The following is a 22,482-nucleotide window of genomic DNA, read 5'->3' on the forward strand; positions in this document are numbered from 1 at the left end:
GCTCAACGAAAAGGAAAATGCGCGTGACGCCGGAAAATAACCCGCAACGACCAACTCAACATTTAGATTACGATCCCATCAAAAAGATGGAAACCGGGCCTGAAGAGGTGAAATCGCCAGGAACCGCCAGCAAAGCGCTGAACACAGCCACCACCCTGGCTGAAAAAATTCAGCAATTGCCCATGATTGCGCACCTGATACGCGCCACTGAGCGCTTCAATGACCGTATGGGTAACCAGTTCGGCGCGGCGATCACCTACTTCTCATTTTTATCGATGATCCCGATCCTGATGGTGTCGTTCGCGGCGGCCGGTTTTGTCCTCGCGTCGCACCCGACGTTGCTGCAGGATATCTTCAATAAGATCCTGACTAATGTCAGCGATCCGACGCTCGCCACAACGCTCAAAAGCACCATCAATACTGCCGTGCAGCAGCGTACCACCGTCGGTATCGTCGGTTTGCTGATCGCGCTCTACTCCGGCGTTAACTGGATGGGTAACCTGCGTGAAGCCATTCGCGCCCAGTCACGCGATGTGTGGGAGCGTACCCCGCAGGACCAGGAGAAAATTTGGGTTAAGTATTTCCGCGACTTTATTTCGCTGATTGGTCTGCTCGTGGCTCTGATCATCACCCTTTCCATTACCTCTGTTGCCGGTTCCGCGCAGCAGATGATTATCTCCGCGCTTTATCTTGATTACATCGAGTGGCTCAAACCCGCCTGGCGCGGCATTGGGCTGGCAATATCCATCTTTGCGAACTACCTGCTGTTCTTCTGGATCTTCTGGCGTTTACCGCGTCATCGCCCGCGCAAGAAGGCGCTGATCCGCGGAACGCTGATTGCGGCAATTGGCTTTGAAGTGATCAAGATCGTGATGACCTACACCCTGCCGTCGCTGGTGAAATCTCCGTCCGGAGCGGCGTTTGGCTCGGTGCTGGGGCTGATGGCCTTCTTCTACTTCTTTGCCCGCCTGACGCTGTTCTGCGCCGCGTGGATCGCCACTGCCGAGTACAAAGATGACCCGCGCATGCCGGGGAAAACGCACCGCTAAACCTTATGTCGGGCTGAAAACGTCAGCCCGATCCAACTTTTCAGCATTAAAATCCAGTCCGTAACTTTTATTTAACCAAAAACCAGTTTTATTCTCTGATATTTAAAAAGTGTGAAGCATTTCATGGAAGGGTTTTTGCAGGTCTAAATATTATCCGCTTTTTGTTGGTTTTATCGCCAGCGCGTGGGTTTGTTACACATTGAAATGTCGCTTTTGCTATGCCTAATATGGCCGTTCGTTCGTCAAAAAATAAGAAAATATTATGCAAGCAACAGCCACCACACTCGATTCCGGGGCGGAAAACGTTCCGGTCAACTCGCGCAATAAAGTTGTCGTCGCATCGCTGATTGGCACCGCCATTGAGTTCTTCGACTTTTACATTTATGCCACCGCAGCGGTCATCGTCTTCCCGCATATCTTCTTCCCGCAGGGCGACCCGACAGCAGCTACGCTACAGTCGCTGGCAACCTTTGCCATCGCGTTCGTCGCACGTCCGATTGGCTCTGCGCTGTTTGGTCACTTTGGCGATCGCATTGGTCGTAAAGTGACGCTGGTTGCCTCTCTTCTGACCATGGGAATTTCAACCGTGGCGATCGGCCTGCTGCCAACCTACGATACCATCGGGATTTTAGCGCCGGTGCTGCTGGCGCTGGCGCGCTTTGGTCAGGGTCTCGGTCTGGGCGGTGAATGGGGCGGCGCGGCGTTGCTGGCGACCGAGAACGCTCCTGCACGTAAGCGTGCGCTGTACGGCTCCTTCCCGCAACTGGGCGCGCCAATTGGCTTCTTCTTCGCTAACGGGACGTTCCTGTTGCTCTCCTGGTTGCTGACGGATGAACAGTTCATGAGCTGGGGCTGGCGTATTCCGTTTATCTTCTCTGCGGTTCTGGTGCTGATTGGCCTGTATGTGCGTGTCTCCCTGCATGAGACGCCCGTGTTTGCCAAAGTCGCCGCGGCGAAAAAGCAGGTGAAAGTGCCGCTGGGCACACTGCTGACCAAACACGTCCGCGTGACCGTACTGGGCACGTTTATCATGCTGGCGACCTATACGCTGTTCTACATCATGACCGTCTATTCAATGACCTACAGCACCGCCGCCGCACCGGTTGGCCTGGGGCTGCCGCGTAACGAAGTGCTGTGGATGCTGATGATGGCGGTCATTGGGTTTGGCGTGATGGTGCCGATTGCGGGCCTGCTGGCGGATAAGTTTGGCCGTCGCGCAAGCATGATTGTCATCACCTCGCTGATTATTCTCTTTGCCCTGTTCGTCTTCCCGCCGCTGCTGGGTTCAGGCAGCCCTGCGCTGGTGATGGCGTATCTGCTGATTGGCCTGAGCCTGATGGGGCTGACGTTCGGCCCGATGGGTGCGTTGCTGCCGGAGCTGTTCCCGACGGAGGTACGGTATACCGGGGCGTCGTTCTCGTATAACGTTTCTTCTATTCTGGGTGCGTCTGTTGCGCCGTATATCGCCACCTGGCTGCAGGCGAATTATGGTCTGTTCTATGTGGGTGTCTATCTGGCAGCCATGGCAGCGCTGACGTTGATTGCACTGCTGCTGACGCATGAGACGAAGCATCAGTCGCTGTAAGCTAATGCCGGGTGGCGGCTACGCCTTACCCGGCCAACAAAACTCTCCAGCCCTGCAGGCCGGGTAAGCGCAGCGCCACCCGGTAAAAATTACTTCTTCATCTGCGTCAAAATGTTCCGGCACTGATTCGCATCACCTTCAGACGGCGAAATCAGCGCCAGCAGCGCCGCGGCTGGCGTGACCAGCGTGGCAAGAGCTGCCGCAACGGCACCACGCGCAATCAGTGGCCCGGCTTTCACACCCGCCTGCGGATTTTTGAAGGTGCCACGAACATAAAGCGGCGAGCGCAGGGTAATGATACGAATCCCCTTACTCTCCGGATCGATGGTCAGATCAAGCTGCTCAGAGGCCATGCTGGCGGTGCCGGTCACATTGATGACCGCGTTTTCCGTGTCGAAGGCGAAGATTTGCGGACGCGCCACGCCGTTGACCAGATCCAGATTCGCCGCCGCACAGTTCACGCGGACTTCATCGTCTCCGAAAATCTGACCAATGATAAAGTTACCCACGTTAAGCCCCAGGATCTCCATCAAATTCCGGCTGATTAAGCCGTCGTTCATGAGCAACTTCAGGTTCCCGTTACTGCTGCCCAACAGTGCCGCCACAGAGTTACCCACGCCACGAATATCAGCGTCGCCGTTCATTTCACCGAGCGTTTTCTGCATCAATTCAACGTTTGGCATCAGCTCTTTCAGCTTCAGCCTGCGCGCCTGAATATCTGCCCGTCCCTGCATCGGCTTTTTATCACCCTCCAGGTGAATATTTGACGAGATCGTACCGCCCGCCAGACCAAACTTCAGCGGCTGCAGACGCAGGTCAGCATTTTTGAGGATGATATGTGTTGAGAGGTTGCTGATGGGTAATGTATTGCCATGTTCAATTTTGCGCCCTTTAAAGCGTACATCGGCATCCATGACGTCCCATTTGTCGGTTTCAAAGCGATCATACGGCAGGACTTTATCCGCAGGCTGAGTGTCTTTTTTTACCTCTTTAGACTTCGTGCCTTTGCCGGAATCAACGCCAACCAGCGGGCCCAGATCGGCCAGACGAAGCTGGCGGGACTCAACATCCCCTTCCAGTTTCGGCCGCGGTTTTCCGGTGGTGTAGGTCAGCGAGCCGTGAATATCGCTATCACCAATGCGGCCATTGAAGTCGCGGTAATCAAAGACCGAGGACTTTTCCGTGTTGATTTTCGCAACAAGATGCCCGTCCGTTTCAAACGGTGGCGTATCCGGCAGCAGCACGCCAGTCAGCTCATACAGCGCGCCCAGTGAGTCACCGGCAAACTTCAGTTGCAGATCGACACCGCCCATCTTCATCGGGTCATTGACCGTCCCAACGAACGCCACGCGGGTATTCCCGGAACGGAAATCCGCCTGCACCGGGAACGGCGTGCCTTCACTACGCAGCGCCAGCATCCCGCCGATTTTACCGTTACCGGTCAGCGGCTGGCCGTTGTAACGCCCCTTCGCCGTCAGGCCGAAAACATAATCGCCCGCTTTGCTGCTGTCCCCTTTTGCTTTACTGCCCGTCACTTCGCTAAACGGCAGCGGTTTGCCCAGCGGATCGACCAGGATCTCAACGTCGGCTTTGCTGACCTTATCGTCAATGGCGATCCGCCCGCGATCGAACAAAATATTGTCGAGACGGAAAGACCATGACGAAGGCTGTGCATTGGGATCTTTTTCTTCGCTGCTGGCGAGATTAAACGTCCAGTTATTGTTTTTCTCGGACAGACGGATAAGGCGCGCATCAGGCTGCTGGAGCTTGATCCACGGCAGGTAAACCGTTTTGGTCAGCAACGCAAGCGGTGCCAGCGTGGCTTCGACGCGGGGCAAATGAACCATGGTGACTTCAGGAATATCCGGCGGATTACCGAGAATAATGTCGTCGGCATGGACGTGCGGCCAGGGCACCCAGCTTCGCCAGCCGGTCTCCTCTTTCTGGCGTTCCCATACCACACCCAAATCGCCGCGTATCGCGAAGGGTCGGTTCAGCTCGGTTGAGACTTTCTGGTTGATGGTCGGTTTGAGACGGTTCCAGTCAAACGTGGCGATAATGATGATTGCGACCACGATCAACAACAAGAAAATCCCTGCGGTCCAGGAGATGACCCTGGTTGTTTTTGTCATTGTTGTCCCCTTTCCTGTTGAACTTGCCTATAAAACTATAGTTCAGACAAAGGGAAACGGTCAGATCAGAGGGTGGTTATCACGTTTTCCAGCATATCCATCGGAACCGGGCGAGAGAGGAAATAGCCCTGTGCCGCAGCAGCCGGGGAATTTTGCACGTCGCGCCACTCTTCCAGCGTTTCAACGCCTTCCACAATGACGCCCTGGCAATACCGGTTCATTAGCTGCAGCAGCAGCGTGAACAGATTCCGCCCTTCCGGGGTCTGGCGTAGCATAATGAACAGGTCACGCGCGACTTTGATGTAGTCATAACGCACTTCACTGAGGGCGGAGAAGTTCGCCATGCCAGTGCCGAAGTCATCCAGCCACAACGGGCCGAATTCGCACATCGAGGCAAACGATGAGTCCTGCGGCAGACGAACATGCTCTACCAGCTCGAAACGCATCCACGGTAGCGTAGCGATGAGTTCCTGTAGTTTCGTATTCTGACGCAGCGCCATCAGGGTCGGGCCATCCACGTTCACCGACGCCAGAATATCGTGCTGCTCAAAGAATGCCCGCCTGGTTGCCAGCATTTTAAGCTGTTCTTCCAGCACGTCGATGCGCTGGCGAACGGCAACCTCGGCAAAATAGCGGTCCGGCGCAATACGCTGTGACGGGTTCGAGGGGTGTGTGACGACCGTTAAAATCTCAATCGCCATCAACCGGCCATCGGTGCGATAGATCGGTTGATAGGTGTACGCTCGCTCACATTGCAGCCAGTAGCGATGCTCCTGCAAGTTCTCAATACTTGCCTCAGGCGTAGTGTTCAGCCGCTGGATAACCTGCTCTGACTTCATTTCAGATGTCCTGTTGTATGGGGATGGCCTTTCTGGACTCGTCACTGGGTTATCGGCGCGCCAGGTGAGAACTTTATGTTCAGTTCGCCGGGAAAATGAAATTAAGATGACAGAAATTTGCCGGAACACGCGCTGGCTCAAGAAAAATAATGGAACGTCGTTTTAATATAGTTGACCACATAATCCACTCAGCGCACACTACCGTTAATTACTTTGTTCAGGTTCACGACTATGTCTAAAAAAATTGCCGTGATTGGCGAATGCATGATTGAGCTGTCCCAAAAAGGCGCGGAAGTCAGCCGCGGTTTTGGTGGCGATACATTGAATACTTCCGTTTATATAGCCCGCCAGGTGGCTGCCGATGCACTTAGCGTGCATTACGTTACGGCGCTGGGAACGGACAGCTTCAGCCAGCAGATGCTGGAAGCCTGGCAAGGTGAGAACGTCCAGACCTCACTCATTCAGCGCATGGAAAACCGCCTGCCGGGTCTGTACTACATCGAAACCGACAGCACTGGCGAGCGCACGTTCTACTACTGGCGTAACGAAGCAGCGGCCAAATTCTGGCTGGAAAGCGATGCCGCCGCAGCCATCTGTGAAGAACTGGCAACGTTTGATTATCTCTATCTGAGCGGTATCAGCCTGGCAATCCTGAGCCCTGAGAGCCGTGAAAAACTGCTGTCGCTGCTGCGCGAATGCCGTGCCAACGGCGGCAAGGTGATTTTCGATAACAACTACCGTCCACGCCTGTGGGCCAGCCGCGAAGAGACGCAGCAGGTTTACCAGCAGATGCTGCAATGCACTGATATCGCGTTCCTGACGCTGGACGACGAAGACGCCCTGTGGGGAGAGAAACCGGTTGATGAGGTTATCGCGCGGACGCTGGCTGCAGGCGTCAGTGAAGTGGTGATAAAACGCGGGGCTGACTCTTGCCTGGTGGCGATTGCGGGCGAACCGGTGGTCGAGGTTCCGGCGGTGAAATTAGCCAAAGAAAAAGTGATCGATACCACTGCGGCGGGTGATTCATTCAGTGCGGGATATCTGGCGGTGCGCCTGACGGGTGGAACACCTGAAGCAGCAGCACAACGTGGCCATCTGACGGCCAGCACCGTGATTCAGTATCGCGGGGCGATTATTCCACGTGAGGCAATGCCAGCGTAAGCCTCTAACCCTCTCCCGGTGGGAGAGGGTTAAGATGGAGGTTACTGGCCCTGCGGAATATCCGTCGCATCCTGGTGGAGATCATCTGCCGCCGCAGGCTGTGCCGCCTGCGATACCGGAGCCATAATCCCGTCCCAGGTTGCCTGTAACTCCTTCATGTCATACTCCGGTTCACCTTTCGGCTGCAGCAGAACCAGGGACATATCCTGAGACAGCTGCTGACGCAGATCCTGATTCAGCATATCAACGGTCAGACCACTGAGGAAATCCTGGCGCAGTTTCTGATACTGCTCTGGCGCGATGTCCACCACCTGATTTTGCAGCGAGCGAATACGCTGGCTGATCAGAATATCGGTATCGGCGCGGGCATACGTGGCAAACAGCTTCTGTAGCTCAAGTTTTTTCTGTGCCACCAGCGCGTTGAACTCTTCTTCAGAGAGGCCCTCTTCACGCACTTTTGCCAGTTCTTTTGCCACCACACCCAGGTTTGCGTTCAGCTTGTCGCCCGGCGATTCAACGTTAATGGCACACTGCGCACGCTGGAACAGCACGCGGCAGTCAAAGCCCAGACCAATATTCTTCACGTTGTTTTTACTGAGCGTTTGCTGAACGTGCCAGAACAGCGCTTCACGCGCCAGGTCCGCACGCCAGTAGCGCAGCAGCGCGGATGACTCGCGGATCGGCTGCCAGGCGGTATCCCACATCATGGAGAGACGGTCCTGACGCACGCTGTCCGTCATGATGCTGACAGGCTCCGGGCGCAGCGGCGACAGGGTTGGTACAGGGGCGGGGGTCTCACGTTTGCCTTTCAGATCGCCAAACGCTTTGTTGATCTGCTCTACCACGGCGCGGCTATCAACATTACCGACCACAATCAGGGTCATTGCGTCCGGGGTGTACCATTGCTGGTAGAAGGATTTGACCTGCTCAGGATCGACCGGCTGTTTCAGCGGTTCCGCCGGATCATGCCCCAGCAGGGTTGATCCTTTCAGGCGGTAGCGCCACCAGCCCTCTTTGGTGTCCACAGGCCAGGTGGCGACCATGTCGCTGTTGCTCAGCGCATAATTCACAGTTTCAGGCGTAATCGTCAGCTTGCCGGTGGCATCAGACAGGTAGGTCAGTGCTTCTTTCAGCAGATCGTTGCGGTTGTTCGGCAGGCTCAGGTTAAACATGGTGTAGTCGTAAGAGACCACAGCTGGAGGCAGAGGGCGTTTCGGATCAATCGCCTGTTGCCACAACGAACGTACCTGAACCGCCTGCAAACTGCCGCTCTGGGTGAGCGCCAGACGGGGAATAAAGTGGCTTAATCCGGTCTGCTGGGTGCTTTCAGTGAGGGAGCCTGTATTCACAGACAGGCGGATTTCGATACGGTCGCTTGGACGTTGCGGTGTGGCTAAAACCTGCCACTGAAAACCATTTGCCAGAGTCCCTTGTTGCCAGGCCGGGTCTGGCTGGAGCGCATCTGCCTGCACATAACTGGCTGCTGCCATCATCAGCAAACCGCCGGTTAAGAGTCGAATTTTTGTGCCCTGCATGTGAACCCCTGATCAACATTCCTGGTTAAAAAGAGTGTCTCGCGACGTGAGCACTCTAAAAGATGACGATGAAAACACTTCGATTAGACCGCGTGTTCAGCAAAACGTCACGGACGGAAGCGAAAAATACCCGAAAAAAATCTTGTCGAAGTATGACAGGTATGAACAGTTATTATGCGCAGGAGCCCGCATCCCCACAAGGGAATGCGGGCAATTGTGACAAGATTAGGAGGATAATCCCGGTGCTTTGCTGCCAGAATGGCGATTATTCAGCGTATCGTCGAGTTTTTTGTGATCCAGCTCTTTTACCCACTTCGCCACCACAACCGTTGCCACACCGTTACCCACCAGGTTGGTTAAGGCACGGGCTTCAGACATAAAGCGGTCGATGCCGAGAATCAATGCCAGACCCGCCACCGGCAGATGTCCCACCGCAGAGATGGTTGCCGCCAGCACGATAAAGCCACTGCCCGTCACGCCTGCTGCGCCTTTCGAGGAGAGCAGGAGCACCACCAGCAGAGTAACCTGGTGGAAAATATCCATATGGCTGTTGGTCGCCTGAGCGATAAACACGGCCGCCATCGTCAGGTATATCGAAGTACCGTCCAGGTTGAACGAGTAGCCCGTGGGAATAACCAGCCCCACTACCGACTTCCGGCAGCCCAGTTTTTCCATCTTATCAAGCATACGTGGCAGTGCTGATTCAGACGATGAGGTGCCCAGAACAATCAGCAACTCTTCACGGATGTAGCGGATAAACTTAAAGATATTGAAGCCTGCCGCGCGGGCGATTGACCCTAACACCACCACCACGAACAGAATACAGGTGATGTAGAAACAGATAATCAGCTGACCCAACTGCACCAGCGTACCGACGCCGTATTTACCGATGGTAAACGCCATCGCACCGAAGGCACCAATCGGGGCCAGACGCATGATCATATTGATAATGCCGAAGATGACCTGCGAGAAACTTTCGATAACGTTGAAAATCAGCTGGCCTTTGCTACCCAGGCGGTGCAACGCAAAGCCAAACAGCACAGCAAACAGCAGCACCTGCAGAATATTCCCGCTGGCGAATGCGCCAATGACGCTACTCGGGATAACGTCCAGCAGGAAGGCGACAACGCCCTGGTCTTTCGCCTGCTCGGCGTAGACGGCCACCGCTTTGGCATCAAGCGTGGCCGGGTCAACGTTCATGCCCGCACCAGGCTGCACGACGTTAACAATAATCAGGCCGATAATCAGCGCGATGGTACTGACCACTTCGAAATAGAGAAGGGCGACAGCACCGGTGCGCCCTACCGCCTTCATGCTTTCCATGCCAGCGATACCGGTCACCACGGTACAGAAAATTACCGGCGCGATGATCATCTTGATGAGCTTAACGAACGCGTCGCCAAGCGGTTTCATTTGTGCGCCCAGTTCAGGGTAGTAATGACCAAGCAGAATACCGATTGCGATGGCTGTCAGGACCTGAAAGTAAAGGCTCTTGAAGATTGAGGTTTTCATAGGGTGTCCTTGGGAAGAAAAACCACAGGCTTTGTAAGGTTATGGTTAACCTGCGGCTTTAAAATAACACCCACATAACAGGACAGAAATAAACCAGGTTCAAATTTGAAACACAAATGTTAAGAACTTTGAGCTGGCTCGCACAAGCCAGCAACAAAGTTACACTTTTGCGTTATTGCCAGGGTCGGCAAGATAGCGTTGTTCAAAGACATCCGCCGGCACCGCGCGGGCAAACAGGAAACCTTGCCCGCTCTCCACGCCCGCTTGCGCGAGCCAGTCACGCTGAGCTTCGGTTTCAATGCCTTCGGCAATAATGTGCAAATTCAGGCTGCGCGCCATCTGGATAATCGCCTGCACCATGTTGCTGTCATCCGGCAGCCCGTCGACAAAGGTTTTGTCGATCTTCAGCACATCAACCGGCAGCGTTTTCATGTGCTGGAGCTGGCGCAACCCGGCGTACCCCATGCCGAAATCGTCCAGCGCGATACGGATACCGGCATTACGCAGCGGCTTCAGAATGGCAACGGCTTCATTTGGGTCGTCGATTCGTCGACTTTCCGTCACTTCCAGAATCAGCGTGTCGGGCTGGATACGGTAACGATGGATAAGCTCCAGGACCTCCGACACCATCGTCGGATGCATAAGTTGTAGCGCAGACAAATTCACCGAGAGCGGCAGAGTGACGCCCCGCTCCTGCCAGGCCGCAAGCTGGCGGCACGTCTCTTCCAGTACCCAGTAACCGACGCTGACCATCAGGCCACAGGACTCAATCCGTTCAATCAGTCCCTCAGGCAGTTCCCACGAACCATCCGGCTGTTGCATACGCAGCAGCGCTTCCGCGCTTTTGACTTCACCCGTCAGCAAATTGACCTGCGGCTGGAGCCAGATCGCAAACTGACGGTTATCCATCGCGGTCAGGATGTCGCTCTCTTCGGTGAGACGCTGCTGCGCCTTTTCCATCTGCTCCGGGTCAAAGAACTGGATCTGATTTTTCCCTTTACGGCGGGCGGTGAAGGCCGCTGAGAAAGCACGGCGATAAAGCTGTTCCGCCGTCAGGTCGCCGTAGAACATTGCAATACCGATGCTGGCGCTCGGACGAAGCTGAATGCCCTGAATCGGCAGCCGCTCATTAATGACAGTGAGCACTTGCTGACCTAGCGTAATGGCATGCCACGGCTCTTTCACACCGTTCGCGATAATCACCAGGTCGTAGCCGCTGACCTGAGTAAGCACCATGCGCGGTGCCAGGACGGATTTCACCTTTTCCACCAGCGTCAGGAGCAGCATCTCGCGCTGGCTCTCTTTGAGCACGCCCGCCGTATCCTGCAGGGTTTCGCAGGCGATCACCATCAACGCCGTGGTCTGCTGGCGGGCAACGGTCTGTTCCAGCATTGCCATCAGGAACGCTTTGTTTGGCAGCTCGGAGACCGGGAAACGGGTTGCATTGCTGTTGAGTTCATCCTGCTGACGCATGATGCGCTGCTGATTGATATTGTAACTGCGCACCAGCATGCCGATCTCATCGTCATGATGCAGGCGCGGTAACTCAAGCTGGTGTCCCATCTGCTCCTGCGGAGAGAGGTCATTCAGCTCCCTGGCGATGCGGCGCAACGGATGCACAATCAACCGGTTAATACACCAGGTGAGCGCCACACTCAGGATCAGCGTCAAGAGTAAGTAAGTGGTCACTAATGTAGCAGCCCAGCTCATAACGAACTTATACATGCGGTACGAGTCCGCCTGCAGCACCAGATAGGCGAGCGGCTGAGGGTTAGCCGGGCGTTCGAGCGAATAAACAGGCAGAGAGATTTGTACCGGCAGTTCAAACAGACGCATTACCATCAGCGGAACAGGCCGTTCAGGGATAAAGCTCATCCGTAGCGCCTGGAACTGATTAGGGAGCACCACATCCGCACGGCTGACAATTCCTGCTGGCTGAATGCGTTTTAAGATGGTTTCCGCCTCCGGAATATCCCCTTTCAGGATCGCGGCTGACAGCGGTTCACGCACCGAGCGGGCGATGCTTTCTAATTGCGAAGCCGTGTTATAGCGATTCTGCTGTACGGAATGAAACAGCAAAATGACGCAGAAGAGGAATACAAACAGCATCGTGACGGCAGCAACCATCGCCATCTGTTTGATCGTTAAAGAACGGCTGACACGCAAAATGACTCTCCACAAAACTCGAAGCGCAGGGCGCACCAGGGTGTAAACCTGGTGCGCCTGAGTATACCCGATTGCTGTACTTTTAAGAGAGACTTACAAATGGATTAAGTAAAATCCGATCACCAGTCCGCATACGGAATGAGCGGCTGCGGCGGCAAGTCCATATCGCCTTGCCAGCCTGCAGCAGAATAGCGCACATAAAGAAGCGCATGGCTCGGGGTATAGTCTTTCGCTTCCTGGATATCCACCCCCAGACCCACGAACCAGTTGGACGTTACGCGGCGCTCCACAATCGCCCTTGCGGTATAACCCGTCCCTGAGGAGCTGCTACCGGTTTCCATTTCGCCTCTGTCACTATAGCGACCCGGCTCATCAGAAGGGATTAGCCCCTGAAGCGGATAACGCATCACATCGTCTGTTTTCGAATGCGACCAGGAGACAGAGCCGCCCAGTTCCCATGACCAGTTTTCGGTGCGTTTACGCCAGGTCACCGGCAGCGCAAAAGAGACATACTCCTGCGGGCTATAATAGCCACCCTGTCCCAGCGTATAGGCACTTAAATCTTTGTCGTAGTGCCACAGCATGTTGGAGACACCGACCGTCAGACGCTCGTTGTTTTTATTAATGAGCTTATAGTAATAACCGGTCATCCAGCGGACGCGCCAGTTATCTTCCACATTCTTCCCGGTCAGGCTGTCTGCATTCAGACTTGACCAGATGCCGTTTGCTTCACCCTTGTCGTAACTCACGCTGACGCCACCACCGGTTGCGCGCACGCCGCCCCAGGTGGTGTCGGTGTTGGGATCTTTCTGCCCGGCGAACGCCAGCATAGAGCTGGAGACTGGACGGCGGTGGGCGTTCAGAGTGTAGCCAATTGGCCCCAGGTCGCTGCTGTAGCTCACGCCGCCGACCACATCCACCACATCGAAGCCCATTGGCGTCGTACCAATGTCCCACGCCCAGGTTTTATTCTGCCAGCCCACCGCCACGCTCGCACCATTTGCCGTTTGACTGGTGCTGCCGTGACATGGCGTTTCAGCGCAGGTGCCCCACTTCGGATCGTAGGTTCCGTTATTGGTGGAAAACGAACCGGCGTCCATATTCACCAAATCGCTACGGAAGAACATGCGCCCATCGGACAGCGGCGCATCGACCTGTAACATGGTGGTGTGTGCTTTCAGGTCGGAATACCCGCCCGTGCCGCTGGAGCCCCAGTATTCATGCTGCAGCGTGACGTTAAGATCCTGCTGACGGTAAAGTTCGCCCGCATCGCTGCGCACGCCGCGCTTCAGCCAGTCATCTTTTTCATCATTACGCGTCAGGCGGGTAAAGCTGTCGTTATTCGCCGGACGCGTGGTGGTAATGCCGGAAGAGACCATCGCATCTTTCCAGGTTTCCAGCGCCTGTTGAGGCTGGCCGTTTTGCGTCTGGAAACGTGCCGCATCACGTAACACGAGCGCGTTTTCCAGCGACGCGGGCTGCGATTTGGCCGGAGGAATAATTTTGCTGAAGGTCTGTTCTGCGGCAGCGGTATCGCCCAGGCTCGCCTGCGCCATCGCAATCCGGCGCTGCATGTTAAGCGACTGCGGCTGGCCGTTTTGTGCAGCAGGCAATTTAGCCAGCTCTGCGCGCGCCGCATCCTTATGGCCTTGAGCAATATAGACTTCCGTCAGACCGAGGATCGCATCTTCATTTTGCGGTTCACGCTGCAACACGGTGGTGTAAGCCGTTTTCGCAGCGTCATGATCGCCACGCTGCTCTGCCCAATCCGCAAGTGTTAAATCGATACGCGTGGAAGCAGGCTGCTGGCGAAGTAAATTTTCGGCCTCCTGCTCTTTGCCGCTGTCACGCAGGCGGTTGGCGGTTTCCAGCACCTGGTTGCTCTGCAGACGGTCCGCCAGCTCCTGGATATTGCCGTTCCACTGATCGCGTGGCAGGGTGTTCAGATGCGCCAGTGCCGCGCGATCCTGATCGTTACCGGAGAGGTAAAGGCCGCTGGCGTAGACCTGATCCGGGTCAGACGGTTTCTGGCTTGCCAGTTGGCGCATGAGAGTATCCGCCTGGCTGCGGCGCTGCCCGGCGCTATAGAGATCGCGCGAAAGACGGTAGGTGATCCACACATCGCCAGGCGAGAGCGCCAGGCGGCGGCGCTGAATTTCCGCCGCCTGCGCGTAGTTCCCCTGGTTTTCCAGCTGTTCTGCCTGGGTAGCCAGTTGCTCGTTGGTCAGGCTACGTTCAATATCATCAATACTGCGGCGCTGGCTGGCGGAGAGCGACTGAATAAACTGTGCGGCCTTCTCCGGTGACTGCGCACGATAAATATTGGCAAGACCGCGCACGGCATTGCTGTTGCCACGGTCCATGCGCAACGCCTGACGGTAATAACGTTCGGCGGCTTCGTTATCTTTGCGCGCTGCCGCGGCATCCCCCAGCCCCAGCACCGCATAGCTGTCGGTGTTATCGATATTGCGCGCCTGCTGATAATAGCGTTCCGCCTGGGCGGTCTTATTCGCTTTCAGCGCGTTATCGCCCTGCTGGATCAGCAACCAGTAACGGTTCACCTTCAGCAGGCTGTCCCATTTACCGCGATTATCGCTCTGCGGATCGAGGGCGATCGCTTTTTCAAACTGCGCCACCGCACGGGCGCGATCGCCTTTTTGTGAATACGCCTGACCCAGCGCTCCCACGGCTTCACTGTCGGCATGATTGGCGCTGACCGCTTTCTGCAGCTCCGTTACGGCTTTACCGCCCTGCCCGGCATCGACTGCTGCCAGCCCTTCTGCTTTGGCGCGGAACGCCGGATCGGCAAGCTGTTTTTGCTGTGCGTCGAGCTGGGCACGCGCCGCCGTCACGTTATCGCCTTCACTGAATACGCTCAGGTATTTTTGCAGTGCGCTGACGCTGGCGCTGCTGGCAGGCTGGTCTTTAATCTGCTGATACCACATATCAGAGGCCTGATTGCGGCCATTGTTAGATTTGGCCATCTCCTGCAACACCGCAAATCCTTCATCACGACGGCCGCTCTGAAACAGAAGCTGTGCCAGCGTCGCCTGAAGCTGAGTATTGCCGGGGCCGCTGGCGTTAATTTTTTTCAGTTGGTTAATGGCCGAATTGCGACGAGCCGGATCTTTGGCGACGACGTTCCAGTATTCCGTCGCCAGATCGCCGCCCGGCGGGTTACCGTCAAAGAGTTTGTCGTATGCGGTGATCGCTTCCTGAGTGTGGCCTGTCGTGGCGAGTAATCGCGCCTGTTGCAATGCCTGTCGACCCTCCGGCGTGGAGAGCAGCATCGTATTGCGGGAGGACTGGTACACACTGGAGCCTGGCGCGATCCCTTTCAGACGATCCAGCTCTTTTTGCGCACCCGAGGAGTCGCCCTGGCGCAGCAAATAGCGGAAACGCGCGGCAATAACCTCAGGATTGTTCGGATCGATCAGCTCAAGGCGGTAGAGTGACTGCCGCACCAAATCCTCGCGCTGCGTTGATTCGCCAAGCCGTACCTGCTCAAGCAGTTGTCTCTGCTGCGGGGAATTCACGGCCAGAGCCACCGGCATCAGTGCCAGGCCAAGCGATAACGTGAGTAGATTTACTGTGAACTTGCGCATTCCTGGCCCCAATCCGGTATTAATTCACCCTGTGTGGTGAAGCGAAAACGATGCTGATCCCAGCCCTGTCCGAAGAGGGTCAGAACATAGCTGTAATAGGCGTTATTATCGGGAAAGTGATCGGCGACACGCTGGCGTTGTACCGCTTGTGCTTCACGATTTTGTAAAAAAGGGAGCAGTGAGGCAGAAAAACCGACCGGGCCTGTACGGGTGAGTTTTCCGGTTGCGACATCCACTTTCTCCGGCGGGACGCCCTGTTTTGTGGTCACCGTTGCCATCGGCTGGAAACGCGCCAGTAGCCGGGCTTTTTGCGGATCGTTGTCATTCATCATGCCCACCCAGAGATAAACACGGATAGCATCATAGCTCCCGACCAGAGAGGCATCCGGCTTCAACTGCCAGCCGCCGTTTTTCCGGTACTGCACCCAGTTCGGGGAAAAGCCTTTCGGTGCGGTCTCCAGTAACAAGCGCAGGTTGGTTTCGCGAAGCGTTGTCCAGGGCGCGCCAAAGCGGGTAAAATAGCTCGCTAGCTGCGGCGGGAGATAACTCGGGTTAAAACGCCAGACGTTCTCTTCCGCAAAGCCGATTTTACCCGGCAGCAGCATAGACCCCAGCCCCGGCACTTTCACCACTTCCTCGCTGGCAATACGCTTAAGCAACGCCTTACCTGTGCGGGTATAGTCCGGGTTTTTCCACAAGCGCCCTGCCTCCAGCAGCGACCAGGCAATCCAGATATCGGCATCGGACGCGGAGTTAGAATCGATAACCGCCCAGGTCTCCTGGTCTTTTTGTCCCCATAGCCAGGCTGGCAGGCGCTGCGTCAAATCGCCCTGAGCGAGATTATCGCGCGTCCATGCCAGCAGCAGATCAAACGCCTTACGGTCATTAGCGGCGAGGGCAAAGAACAGCGCATAGCTTTGCCCTTCGGAGGTGGTAATTTTACGCGCGTCACTGGGATCAATGACGCGCCCCCCCTCGCTGATATAGCCCTGTTTAAACTGCTCCCAGGCAGGCCAGCTGCAGGCGGCGCGCAGATTCGTCGCCGCCAGCATCAACGCGGCTAATACCCACCAGCGTAAGGCTTTCATCACGGCTTACTCATCATCCGGGTTCAGACGACGACGGCTGATGATACGCAGCAGACGCCACAGCACCCACGCCAGCAACACAACGCTGATAGCGGCCAGAACAGCCAGCAGCACCGGATGGTTCGCCAGTGCATACCACAGACGTTCAAACCACGGCAGATGTCCGACATAGTACACATCGCCTACGCGCAGGCTGTTCACGCCCGATTCACGGATCACCGACACCGAACCAAACATTGCCGCACGCTTACCGCTGTCGTTCATGGCGGTGTTTAACAACGCATAGCCACGCGGGCTGTCCGCCAGCAGCGCGATCACGCTGCGCTGTTCATTGTAAGGTGACTGGAAGCCGACAATCGCGGCCATCGGGCCAGACGAGCTGACGCTGGTTTTAACGTTGGCCTGCCGATCGCCGCTGTCCGGCATGATGCTCGGAAACTCCGTCTGACGCAGCGGCGTGTTGACCCAGGACTGGGCAGCCTGCACCAGCAGATCGATACGCTTGTCATCTTTCAGTTTTTCCGGAATGTTGCCGATGACCATGATATCGGCATCTTTGTTCTGGATCTGGCTGCCATCGTCAGTGAGCGTGACGTTAATGGCTGGCAAACCGGTTTGCGCACCGACAGTCCCCATCGTATCCAGCAGGGTTGTGACCTGACCTTCATTTGGCGCTTTTGGCATCACGACGATGGTGTCAGACAAGTCAGCCATGCGGCTGAACGGGAAGCTGGCATTGGCAAACGCGCGCAGATCCGGCATCGCAATAAAGTGGTAATACTTCGAGAAATCAATCGTGGATTCATCGCCAATCACCACATGATTTTGTACCGGCTGGAAGGTGATGCAGTTATCCACCGATCCGCCGGGCATCGGGTTCATATACTGGAAGTCAAAGCGCAGCTGGTTTATCGCGCCCAGCTTCAGCGCCGGAATAGAGACGTCGGTTTTGCCGTCCAGCAGCCCCTGCAGCACGGGCAGACGGAGCATCAGCCTGTTGGTCTCCTGATTGCTGGTCAGGCTGAAAGATTGCAGGAACTGGTTGTTCAGGCTGATATCCATGCGCGAACTGTCTTTCGTCGCTGGCGCGGTGTAACGGTAATTGAGGTTGATATCGATCCCGTTAGTGCGCAGCAGGTACAAATCAGGCGGCAGGTTCAGCGACAGGCTGATTGGCGACGGCTCAAGCCCCGTTGACTGCAGCTGCTCTTCATAGGTTTTCAGCTCGCCAAAGGTGATGGCTCGATCGGTGCGTACCCAGTTCGGCGCATCGTAAGGTTTGCGCGCCAGCAGCGGTTTCACCTCATCCACAACCACGCTACTGCCACGGAAAAGGATATTCCCCTGGGCAATGCCTTTTGCCGCCTGAATCAGGTCCTTCTCATCACGGCCAAAGACCACCAGCAGCTTGACGTAAGGGTTATCCGGGTGGCTGATCATTTCCACGGTCGGCGCTTTGACGTCCGGATGATCGCGCAGGAAAGAAGGACGTTTCGCATTAGTGGCGAACACGATGGTATTTTTATCCGGCATTTTGTCGTACATGACCGGGAAACGTTGTCCACGCCAGCCGGAGCGGGAACCAAACCACGACGCCACAATGGTGGCCGCCAGCTGTTCAGTCACATCCGGGGCACTTGCAAACACCACAGGCAGCGTTAACGGACGGTTATCGCGCGAATCAAAGAACGGCACCGGGAAGGCCGAGAGATCGTTTTTCAGCGCCAGCGACTGGTAAGTCATCTGCAGCGAGGAGTTACGGCCGACGTCCATCCACAGCGTGCTGCTGGCCGGGTTTTCACACACGTCACGGTAATGACCGACAAACTCCAGACGGACGCGGTTGAAGTCGGTGATGAACAGCGGGTTGATCGGCACCTGAGCCTGCGTTTTCTTACCCAGTTGCTCTTTGGTGACCGGCAGAACGTCCATCAGCTCATCATTGAGGTAAACCTTGAGCTGCGACTGAACGGGCAACAAAGACGGTGATGGCGTGTATTCCAGGTTCAACACCGCATTCGATACCACCTCATCGCTACGCATACCAAACTCAACCCCTCCGTTAGGGTTGATGCCACGCAGCACCATGCTGCCCGGAGGCGGCGCTATCTGGGCGAAGGTGAGCTTCACCTCCCGTGACGGTATATTTTCCGCCACGACAGGCGCACTGGCACCACGTACGCCCGGCATCACCTGCCCGACAACCTGCTGGTCGGGTGGCAAGGTATTCCCCGCCGTCGGCTGATTCGGGACAACGTTTTCCGTTTGCCCCGGCGCTGCAGTCACAACCGGGTCAGTCGCTTGCGCGACGACAGGCACCGTTGGAGCAGGCGTGGCCGCCGCGTTTTCAGGGGCTGCGTTAGCCATCATCGGGGGAAGCGCACTCATCCCCATTGCCACTGCACATAACCAGGAAAGTTTTGTTTTCATCGCGTTATCATCATTGTTGAGCCATAACCGGGTCCGCCTGCTTCGCTTCATCTCGCTCAGGACGACGCGGAATGAACGACACGACCCAGGAAACCAGTGAAGTAAGTGACCGGAAAATTAATTTCACCGACGACGGGGCAAATTCTGCAAGGTGACGATAGCCACGGAACCCCAGCTTCAGAATGTCCAGCAGGCTTTCCAGAGGTTTATCTTCCGGGAAGCTGTCCTGCCAGAGAGCCCACGTATCCGCGCGGGCAAACGTACACTGCACAAAATCAATATGTTGCTTTTTGGTCAGCGGCATCAGTTGCAGACCCACTTCATTACCTGACACACGCACAACCTGCGTCGGGAAGACATACTCCTGCTGGCCGCGCTTGAGCAGCAGGTTAACCTTCTGCCCCTCCAGCACCTTCGCCTGGCCGTTGATCTTGATGCCGACGCCACCATCCGAGAAGTCATGGACGGTACAGGAGAAGAGATGGCCGTCTTCACGGGCAATCGCCGCTGGCATGCTGATTTCAACGCGATGCGCGCGGCGAACCTGCTTACTCTCCACAGAAACCGCCACTGCGCCGCCGAGGATAATCAGGTTGTAGAACACCCATGCCATACTCACGAACACCGTCAGGATTTCGTTTTCAGGGCCATAGAAGTAACGCCAGATACCGGCGATCACGCCAACGATATTGAGCAGCACCAGGAAAATGTACGGACGGGAGATCACCCAGTCGACATACTCCTCTTCCACCAGCCCACCTTTCGCGGTGACGTTGAACTTGCCTTTGTGCGGGTTAATCAGCGCCACCATCGTCGGCGGCGCGATGTACCAGGCCAGCACCGTTTCGTAGATTTCACTCCAGAACGAATGGCGATACTTACCCTGAATCTTCGAGTTCGTCAGGCTCGCGTGGATCATGTGCGGCAGAACAAACAGCGCAATCATCAGCGCGGGCGCGTAGATGATATAGGCGTGAAGCAGCAGGAACGCCAGCGGCGCGGTGAGGAAGATGAGCCGCGGGATACCGGACAAGAAGTGGAACATGGCGTTGACGTAGCACAGACGCTGCGCCAGCTTCAGCCCTTTACCTAACAGCGGGTTATCAAGACGGAAAATCTGTACCATGCCGCGCGCCCAACGAATACGCTGGCCGATATGCGCCGAGAGTGACTCCGTGGCCAGACCCGCCGCCTGCGGAATGCGCATATACGCCGAGGTATAGCCAAGGCGGTGCAAACGCAGTGAAGTATGGGCATCTTCGGTCACCGTTTCGACGGCGATACCGCCAATTTCATCCAGCGGTTTACGGCGGATAACCGCACAGGAGCCGCAGAAGAAGGTGGCATCCCACATGTCGTTCCCGTCCTGCACCAGGCCATAGAACAGGGTGCCTTCGTTAGGCGTTTTACGGAAACGTCCGAGGTTGCGTTCAAACGGGTCCGGCGAGAAGAAGTGATGCGGCGTCTGCATCATTGCCAGCTGTTTCTCTTTCAGGAACCAGCCCATCGTCATCTGCAGGAACGAGCGCGTCGGCACGTGGTCACAGTCAAAGATGGAGACGAACTCTCCCGTGGCATATTTCAGTGCGTTATTGATGTTACCTGCTTTGGCGTGTTCGTGGCTGGTACGGGCGATATACTCCACGCCAACGCTTTGTGCGAACTGACGAAACTCTTCGCGGCCACCGTCATCCAGTATCCAGATTTTGAGTTTATCCTTCGGCCAGTCGATGCCCAGCGCCGCATAGATGGTATTTTTCACCACCGTCAGATCTTCGTTGTAGGTCGGCACAAAGAGATCGACCGAGGGCCACTGGGTGGTGTCTTTTGGCAGCGGAACCGGCTGACGGTTGAGCGGCCAGATAACCTGGAAGTAGCCCAGCACCAGGACGATCCACGCATAGGTTTCTGCGAACAGCAAAATCAAACCGCACACCAGGCTGACCGGGTCATCCCAGTTTAGCGTCGAGGTGTAACGCCACCAGATGTAGCGGCAGGAGACGGTGAGCGACAGCACAATCAGCATCAGGGCAGAAAAACGCCCCGGAATTCGCCGTACTAACAGCGCCACGCCCCACAGCAGGATCAGGAAGATGAACTGTGCCAGCGGGTTAAAGGGCTGCGTAATACACACCAGCGCCAGAATAAGCGAGAAGACGACAATCACCCCGAGAATAAAACGACGTAAGCCCGGATGCAGATGCCCGAGCTCTTTGTGGTTATCCAGATGACCGGTTTTATCGCCTACGCGATCGGGCAACCTGTCCAGCCACTGATGGTAGCGTTCGCGTAAATTCTGGGCACGATCAAAACTGCGCCAGCGGGGCCGGGATTTTTCCATTCGGGGCGATGTCACAACCAGCCAGACGGCCTGAATAGCATAGCGTGCGGGATCGAGAGGCCGGGGACGGTCAGGATTAATGTGCGGGTATAGCTCACCGTGCCGCGCACGAATGCGCTGCCAGCGCGGGTGTTCGAGGGGAATGAACATCCAGGCCAGGATCATCCAGAAGCAACCGAATGCGGCGCTCAACGACGATGCACCGTGCCGCCGGTAATGTCGATAGCGTTCGCTTAAACGCGAACTGACCGGGGGAATGAGCAACCAGGTCGACAGACGACTCATACCGCGCTCCCTGCTGGCTCCGGGTGTCCGGCGTAGTGCAGCAGACACCAGTTTGCCAGCGTCAGGATCTCTTCTGCTGCCAGCGAATCGCTACGATATTCACCCAGCGGTTGTTTGGAGGCGAGACATTCCGCCATCCCCTCATCTCGATGGATCACGATTGGCAGCAGACGGCGCTGGCTCTGTAACCAAATCTGATACAGATCGTCCTGGATCTGGCTGCTGATGCGGAGATCGTTAATCAGAATATGGGCATTTGCGGGCAATGCCTGCTGATGCAAGCGGATATGACAATTCGCATCCACATTCACGATAGAGAGGATATGGTCGCACTGGGCGATCAGCTGGCGAGTGAACGGGTCCACGCCGTGCGGCAGATCCAGCAGTATCCACTGGTAGTGGCCTTTTTCCTTCAGCTGCTGCAGGGCATGAGCGAATTGCGTAAGTACATGTTGATGTGTAAGCGCATTCTCGCGCTCTTCAGTGGTCAATTGACCAAAAGGCAGCAGATCGAGTTGAGATGTGTAACGCAGGCCCGCATCTTGCCAGTCTTTACCATCAAGCAGCGCGCGAGCCCATCCCTCTGAGCGTGAGAAATCAACGTTAAAAGACATGCGCAGCAAATTGTCGGAGCATGCATCAATCACCAGCACCGATTCGCCTAATAGCTGTAATGACCACGCCAGCGCCGCAGTGATGGATGTTGTACCCACTCCACCACGGACGCCCTGTAATCCTAGTATGGCCATCAATG

The 22,482-nt window shown here is 56.0% G+C and carries 13 protein-coding genes; 3 read left to right on the forward strand and 10 right to left on the reverse strand.

Annotated features, from left to right (window positions below; genetic code table 11):
* Positions 1-23 precede the first annotated feature (23 nt).
* A complete protein-coding gene (gene yhjD, locus EoCCA6_RS10620) occupies positions 24-1,049 on the forward strand; it encodes an inner membrane protein YhjD (protein ID WP_152082621.1) in 1,026 nt (341 codons plus the stop codon).
* 262 nt (positions 1,050-1,311) lie between these two features.
* On the forward strand, positions 1,312-2,634 hold the full coding sequence (locus EoCCA6_RS10625) for an MFS transporter (protein ID WP_152082622.1): 1,323 nt from the start codon (positions 1,312-1,314) through the stop codon (positions 2,632-2,634).
* Between the two features lie 89 nt (positions 2,635-2,723).
* Here EoCCA6_RS10625 and EoCCA6_RS10630 read toward each other — a convergent pair whose 3' ends face one another.
* Complete coding sequence (locus tag EoCCA6_RS10630) at positions 2,724-4,766, reverse strand: AsmA family protein (RefSeq protein ID WP_152082623.1); 2,043 nt, start codon at positions 4,764-4,766, stop codon at positions 2,724-2,726.
* A gap of 65 nt (positions 4,767-4,831) precedes the next feature.
* Positions 4,832-5,605, reverse strand: a complete 774-nt coding sequence (pdeH, locus tag EoCCA6_RS10635) for a cyclic-guanylate-specific phosphodiesterase (RefSeq protein ID WP_152082624.1) — start codon at positions 5,603-5,605, stop codon at positions 4,832-4,834.
* 231 nt (positions 5,606-5,836) lie between these two features.
* Between pdeH and kdgK the strand changes: the two genes are divergently transcribed.
* A complete protein-coding gene (kdgK, locus tag EoCCA6_RS10640; RefSeq protein ID WP_152082625.1) occupies positions 5,837-6,766 on the forward strand; it encodes a 2-dehydro-3-deoxygluconokinase in 930 nt (309 codons plus the stop codon).
* A 41-nt stretch (positions 6,767-6,807) separates the two neighbouring features.
* Here the strand turns inward: kdgK and EoCCA6_RS10645 are convergent, their stop codons facing one another.
* The 8 genes from EoCCA6_RS10645 to bcsQ form a co-directional block, all read right to left on the reverse strand.
* Entirely contained in the window at positions 6,808-8,301 is a 1,494-nt protein-coding gene (locus EoCCA6_RS10645) for a M16 family metallopeptidase (protein ID WP_152082626.1), read from the reverse strand.
* A 225-nt stretch (positions 8,302-8,526) separates the two neighbouring features.
* Positions 8,527-9,813, reverse strand: a complete 1,287-nt coding sequence (locus tag EoCCA6_RS10650) for a dicarboxylate/amino acid:cation symporter (protein ID WP_152082627.1) — start codon at positions 9,811-9,813, stop codon at positions 8,527-8,529.
* A gap of 159 nt (positions 9,814-9,972) precedes the next feature.
* Positions 9,973-11,979 carry a biofilm formation regulator HmsP gene (gene hmsP / locus EoCCA6_RS10655; protein ID WP_152082628.1) on the reverse strand — a complete coding sequence of 669 codons (2,007 nt, stop codon included), beginning with the start codon at positions 11,977-11,979 and terminating at the stop codon, positions 9,973-9,975.
* A gap of 119 nt (positions 11,980-12,098) precedes the next feature.
* A complete protein-coding gene (bcsC, locus tag EoCCA6_RS10660; RefSeq protein ID WP_152082629.1) occupies positions 12,099-15,584 on the reverse strand; it encodes a cellulose synthase complex outer membrane protein BcsC in 3,486 nt (1,161 codons plus the stop codon).
* Entirely contained in the window at positions 15,566-16,672 is a 1,107-nt protein-coding gene (gene bcsZ, locus EoCCA6_RS10665; RefSeq protein WP_152084438.1) for a cellulose synthase complex periplasmic endoglucanase BcsZ, read from the reverse strand. The genes bcsC and bcsZ overlap by 19 nt, the downstream gene beginning before the upstream one ends.
* A gap of 6 nt (positions 16,673-16,678) precedes the next feature.
* Complete coding sequence (bcsB, locus tag EoCCA6_RS10670; protein WP_152082630.1) at positions 16,679-19,102, reverse strand: cellulose biosynthesis cyclic di-GMP-binding regulatory protein BcsB; 2,424 nt, start codon at positions 19,100-19,102, stop codon at positions 16,679-16,681.
* Between the two features lie 10 nt (positions 19,103-19,112).
* Positions 19,113-21,728: a UDP-forming cellulose synthase catalytic subunit gene (gene bcsA, locus EoCCA6_RS10675; RefSeq protein ID WP_152082631.1), complete on the reverse strand. Its 2,616-nt coding sequence runs from the start codon at positions 21,726-21,728 to the stop codon at positions 19,113-19,115.
* Complete coding sequence (bcsQ, locus tag EoCCA6_RS10680) at positions 21,725-22,477, reverse strand: cellulose biosynthesis protein BcsQ (protein WP_152082632.1); 753 nt, start codon at positions 22,475-22,477, stop codon at positions 21,725-21,727. Before bcsQ ends, bcsA begins: the two co-directional genes overlap by 4 nt.
* Positions 22,478-22,482: the final 5 nt, after the last annotated feature.

The sequence above is a fragment of the Enterobacter oligotrophicus genome (assembly GCF_009176645.1).
Lineage (GTDB): Bacteria > Pseudomonadota > Gammaproteobacteria > Enterobacterales > Enterobacteriaceae > Enterobacter > Enterobacter oligotrophicus.